6 protein-coding genes are annotated in these 5,099 nt (G+C 62.6%); 2 read left to right on the forward strand and 4 right to left on the reverse strand.

Annotated features, from left to right (window positions below; translation table 11 throughout):
- The 4 genes from F8K16_RS01600 to F8K16_RS01615 all read right to left on the reverse strand — a co-directional run.
- Nucleotides 1-482, reverse strand: a 482-nt coding sequence (locus F8K16_RS01600) for a glycosyltransferase N-terminal domain-containing protein (RefSeq protein ID WP_294946001.1), incomplete at its 3' end; no start/stop codon positions are given.
- Nucleotides 483-485: 3 nt separating this feature from the next.
- Nucleotides 486-1,238, reverse strand: coding sequence for a 3-deoxy-manno-octulosonate cytidylyltransferase (kdsB, locus tag F8K16_RS01605; protein ID WP_294946003.1), 753 nt, complete (start codon nucleotides 1,236-1,238; stop codon nucleotides 486-488).
- A gap of 3 nt (nucleotides 1,239-1,241) precedes the next feature.
- Nucleotides 1,242-2,315 carry an iron-containing alcohol dehydrogenase family protein gene (locus tag F8K16_RS01610; RefSeq protein WP_294946005.1) on the reverse strand — a complete coding sequence of 358 codons (1,074 nt, stop codon included), beginning with the start codon at nucleotides 2,313-2,315 and terminating at the stop codon, nucleotides 1,242-1,244.
- Nucleotides 2,312-3,490 carry a DegT/DnrJ/EryC1/StrS aminotransferase family protein gene (locus tag F8K16_RS01615; RefSeq protein ID WP_294946008.1) on the reverse strand — a complete coding sequence of 393 codons (1,179 nt, stop codon included), beginning with the start codon at nucleotides 3,488-3,490 and terminating at the stop codon, nucleotides 2,312-2,314. The genes F8K16_RS01610 and F8K16_RS01615 overlap by 4 nt, the downstream gene beginning before the upstream one ends.
- A gap of 138 nt (nucleotides 3,491-3,628) precedes the next feature.
- On the opposite strand from F8K16_RS01615, the gene msrP reads away from it, so the two are divergent.
- Entirely contained in the window at nucleotides 3,629-4,540 is a 912-nt protein-coding gene (gene msrP, locus F8K16_RS01620; protein ID WP_294946010.1) for a protein-methionine-sulfoxide reductase catalytic subunit MsrP, read from the forward strand.
- Nucleotides 4,540-5,099 (forward strand): sulfite oxidase heme-binding subunit YedZ (locus F8K16_RS01625; RefSeq protein WP_294946012.1); only part of this gene is annotated, 560 nt, incomplete at its 3' end. The genes msrP and F8K16_RS01625, both read left to right, overlap by 1 nt.

Here is a 5,099-nt window from a genome sequence, read left to right on the forward strand (position 1 = left end):
AAGGCGGGCGCCCGGAGCGTTTTGTGGGTAATGCGGGCATTGACAATGCGCACCGGCACATCAGCCTCCCGTGCCGCCAGCAGCAGATGGGGCCACAGTTCCGTCTCCAGCACCCACAGCTCTGCGGGCGAGAGTGCGTCCATCCAGCGGCTCAGGGGGCCGAGCCGGTCCCATGGCAGCCAGCTCCATGGCACCTGATCGCCGAACAGCTGATGCAGGCGAATCACGCCATTGGGGCTCCACAGGGTGACAAACAGCGGGGTTTTCTTCGCCTGCAACGCCTCAATGAGCGGCTGGGCGGCCACCACCTCGCCTGCGGAGGCGCAATGGAGCCAGATGGCCCCTTTTTCCGGCATTTTTCCGGTTTTTTCCAGCGGGTTGAAAAACGACTTGGCAAAATCAGGGGAGACCCCATTGCGGCGGCGTTTCAGAAGGGGGGTGACGACAGGCGCGGCCAATTCAGTGGCCAGCCGGTAGAGCATGGCTCAGGCTCCACCCGTCAGCAGGACTTCAATGCGCCGGAGATCTTCCGGCTCGTCCACTTCCGGGCTGTCGTGGTCGGTTTCCACCACCTTGATGCGGTAGCCGAACTCGAGCGCACGCAGCTGCTCGAGCATCTCCAGCCGCTCCAGTCTGCCCACCGGCAGGTGGGCGAAGGTGTCCACGAAGCGCTTGGTGTAGGCATAAACACCCAGATGCTTGAAGTGCTCGCCATGCTCGAAATCATCCCGCCCCCAGGGAATGGTGGCGCGGGAGAAATAGAGGGCGTAGCCCTGCGCGTCGCACACCACCTTCACATCCTTGGGGCTGGTGATTTCCTCCCTGTTGCGGATGCGGTAGCTCAGGGTGGTCATCTCGAAGCTGCCGTCATAGTCGGCCGCCAGAAAGGGGGAGACCACCGCCTCAATGGACTCGGTGGCCACCAGCGGCTGGTCTCCCTGCACGTTGACCACGATGTCGTCGTCGGCCAAGCCGACCACATCAGCCGCCCGTGCAATGCGGTCCGTGCCGCAGGTGACGTTTTCCGGGGTCATGATCACCTCGGCACCGAAGCCGCGCGCCGCCGCGGCGATGTCCTCGCTGTCGGTGGCGATATAGGCGGCGTCCAGATTGTGCGCCGCCGCCACCCGCTCATACACATGTTGAATGAGCATCTTGCCGGCGATCTTCTCCAGCGGCTTGCCCGGCAGGCGGGAGGACGCGAAACGGGCGGGGATGAAGGCGACAATCCGGCGCATGGTTTACATCCGTCTGTACAGGTCGGTCAGCAGCTCGTCAGTGACCTTCTTCTCCCAGCCGGGGCCGAAGACGTTGTCCCACAGCGGGGCCAAGCCCTTGGCGATCCTGACCATGCGGGCGATCTCTTCGTCCGACCAGTTTTTGCTCAGGCCGGTGGGCAGATCGATGTCGTGCTTTTTGACCATTTCACGGAATTCGGCCACCCCTTCCGGGTAGAACTCGTCCAGTACATTGAAGGCGATGCAGTTGCCGATGCCATGGCGGTAGCCGAACACGTAGCTGAGGCCGTAGCTGAGCGCATGGCAGGCGCCCACCTGGGAATAGGCGATGCTCATGCCGCCCATCCAGCTGGCCATCATCAGTTTGTCGTCCTTGTCCGGGTGGTCATCCAGATAGACCTGACGGCACAGATCCATGGCCTTTTCGCCATAGGCCTTGGAGAATTCATTGAGGTAGGTGCCTTCCAGCGACTCCACACAGTGGATGTAGCAGTCCATGCCGGTGTAGAACCACTGGTTTTTCGGCACGTCCCGGATCAGTTCCGGGTCGAGCACCACCTGATCGAACACGGTGTAGTCGGAGTTGAGCCCCAGCTTCTTTTCCGGGCCGGTGAGCACGGCGGTGCGGGACGCCTCGGCGCCGGTGCCGGAAAGGGTGGGCACGCCCACATGATGCACGGCAGGATTTTTGATCAGATCCCACCCCTGATACTTGGCCGCACCACCGGGATTGGTGAGCATCAGCGATACCGCCTTGGCGATGTCCATCACCGAGCCGCCGCCAATGCCCACCACGGAAACGGGCAGCTGGCCGTCCCTGTGGCGCTGCACCTGTTCGGTCAGCGCATCCACATAGGTGGTCTTGGGCTCCTCGGATACATCCGCCCAGATGACGAGATCCTGTTCCCGGGCCGGCAGGCGGGTTTCGGTATCCCGTCCCTTCTGGGAGGGGTCGATGATGAACACGGCAAAGTCGTCATCCGCCTTGCGCTGTTCATCGACCACATCCACCAGCTGGTTGTAGGCGCCCCGCCCGAAGATGATGCGCGGCACGGTCTTGAAGTTGCGGAATTTCATTTCAGCACCTCGTTGAAGGCGTCAATGCGCGCCTGAATGTCTTCATCTGTCCACTTGAGCGAGATCAGTATGGACAGGGTGCGGCTGATGATGGCGTCGGATTTCGGCAGCTGCACCTGTTCATAATCGGGGTGTGGCATGTCGTGAATGGGCAGGCGCGAGGGGGATTTGAGCTGCCTGATGTGCTCCCAGTTGCGCAGATAGTGCCAGTTGTTGTCCCACCAGTAGAACACGCCGCCCACTTTTTCATTGAGCCGCTGCGCCACTTCGCGGGCGCGGTCCTCATTGGGCAGCATGAAGCTCAGGAAACCGGCGTTGTCGCCCGCCGGGTCGGGCAGGTGGCGCAGTTCCACCTCGCCAAAGTTGGCCAGCGCCGCCTTCAGCTTCGCCTTGTTGCGGCGCTGGATGTCCAGAATGCGGTCCAGCTTTCTCAGCTGTGCCACGCCCACGGCGGCGTTCATCTCGCTGATGCGGTAGTTGGTGCCCATGAAGGGATGACCTTCCGCACCCCGGTCAGAGCCGATATGATCGTGGCCGTGGTCGGTGAACATGTGCGCCTTTTCATAGATCTCGTCCGAATTGGTCAGCACCGCGCCGCCCTCGCCGCAGGAGATGGTCTTGACCGAGTCGAATGACAGCGCACCCACATCGCCGATGGTGCCCAGCGCCCGCCCCTTGTAGGTGGCGCCGGTGGCCTGACAGGCATCCTCGATCAGAATCAGTCCGTGGCGGTCGCAGATGGCCTTGATCTCGTCCATTCTGGCCATGCCGCCGCACATGTGCACCACATTGACCGCACGGGTTTTCGGGGTGATGGCCGCCTCGATGCCTTCCGGCGACAGGCAGAGTGTCTCGTCGATCTCGGCGAATACCGGAATGGCGCCAGCCATCAGCACCGCCTCCACCGTGGCCACGAAGGTGAACGGCGGCACGATCACCTCATCGCCCGCGCCTATACCGGCGCACACCAGCGCCGTGTGCAGCGCCGTTGTGCCGGAGGAGACCAGATGGGCGTGCTTCACCTGCAGCTTGTCCTGCAGCATCTGCTCCATCTCTCGCGCCTTCCACACGTCATGGCGCATGCCGTCGAAGTTGTAGCGGAAGGTGAAGCCCTTCTCCATCACCTCCAACACTTCGTCGCGTTCGGCACCGTCGAACAGTTCAAATCCGGGCATGGTCGACTCTCCTGATTCAATCCGGTCATTATATAGTGCCCGTTCATGACTGAGGCAAAGCCCCCTGTCGATACACGGGCTGTCACAATTGCGATATAAGCTCGACTCTATTGACATCAGCATTACGGGAGATGAGGGATGCAGGTCAGGGAAAACGAAATCACACCGGAATCCGTCTGGCTTACCCGCCGTGAGTGGCTGAAGGCCATGGTGGCTGCGGGCCTGCTGGCCAGCCCGATGGCACGGGCGGATTACGCCTTCACGGCACGGCGCAATCCTGCCTATGGTCAGGGGTTCAAGCTCACGGATGCGGAGCATGTGCTCCACTACAACAATTTCTACGAGCTGGGCACGGCCAAGTCGGATCCTTTCGAGCATCGCGACTGGCTGCGCACCGAGCCGTGGACAGTGCGGGTGGAGGGGGAATGCGCCAAGCCGCAGGCCTTCGCGCTGGAAGATCTGCTGCGACTGATGCCGATCGAGGAGCGCATCTACCGCTTCCGCTGTGTGGAAGGCTGGTCGTTCGTGGCCCCGTGGGACGGCTTCGAGCTGGGCCGGCTGCTCAGACGGGTCGAGCCCACCAGCCGGGCGAAGTTCGTGGTGTTCGAATCCATCCATGACCCGGAGCACCTGAAGATGCAGCGCACGCCGCTGCTGGACTGGCCCTATACGGAGGGATTGCGACTGGATGAGGCCATGCATCCGCTGACACTGCTGGCGGTGGGACTGTATGGCAGGCCGCTGGAACCGCAGAACGGCGCGCCGATCCGGCTGGTGGTGCCATGGAAGTATGGCTTCAAGAGTGCCAAGTCCATTGTGCGCATCCGCCTGGTGGAAAAGATGCCGCAGACCACCTGGATGAAGGCGGCCCCACGGGAATATGGCTTCTACTCGAACGTCAACCCGCATGTGCCCCATCCGCGCTGGTCACAGGCGACCGAACGGCCGTTGGGCAGCTGGTTCAAGAACCGCAGGACGGAGCTGTTCAACGGCTATGCCGAGCAGGTGGCTCACCTCTACCGCGGCATGGATCTGAAGAAGTGGTTCTGATGCGGGTTGCCACGCTCATTCTGCTGACGCTGCTGCCTGCCCTGTGGACGGCATGGGACATGGCCATGCACGGGCCTGGAGCGGAGCCGGCCCGCCGGCTGGAGCATGTCACCGGGGACTGGGCGCTCTATCTGCTGTTGCTGACACTGACGGTGCGTCCGCTGTGGCGCACAATGGGCTGGCGCAGCAGCTTTGTCTGGCTGCGGCGCACAGTGGGGCTGATGGCCTTTGCCTACGCCAGTGTTCACTTGGTGTTCTTCGTGCTGTTCGAGCTGAATCTGGATCTGGGGCAGCTGGTCGCACAGGTGGCGGAGAAGCCCTGGGTGACGCTGGGCATGGCCGCCTGGCTGATGCTGCTGCCTTTGGCGGTGACTTCCACTACCGGCTGGCAGCGGCGGCTGGGCCGGCACTGGGCGCGGCTGCATCAGCTCATCTACCCGGCCACGCTGCTGGGCATTCTGCACTATCTATGGCTGGTGAAGAAGGACATCAGCACGCCGCTGGCGCTGCTGGCCGTCTTTGGCGTGTTGATGGGCTGGCGGCTGTGGCTGCACCGGCG

The sequence above is a fragment of the Sulfurivirga sp. genome (genome assembly GCF_015490265.1).
Taxonomy (GTDB): domain Bacteria; phylum Pseudomonadota; class Gammaproteobacteria; order Thiomicrospirales; family Thiomicrospiraceae; genus Sulfurivirga.

Coding starts and splice junctions, on each gene's coding strand:
- kdsB (WP_294946003.1), bottom strand. CDS start 1,238: ATGCGCCGGATTGTCGCCTTCATCCCCGCCCGTTTCGCGTCCTCCCGC.
- F8K16_RS01610 (WP_294946005.1), bottom strand. CDS start 2,315: ATGAAATTCCGCAACTTCAAGACCGTGCCGCGCATCATCTTCGGGCGG.
- F8K16_RS01615 (WP_294946008.1), bottom strand. CDS start 3,490: ATGCCCGGATTTGAACTGTTCGACGGTGCCGAACGCGACGAAGTGTTG.
- msrP (WP_294946010.1), top strand. CDS start 3,629: ATGCAGGTCAGGGAAAACGAAATCACACCGGAATCCGTCTGGCTTACC.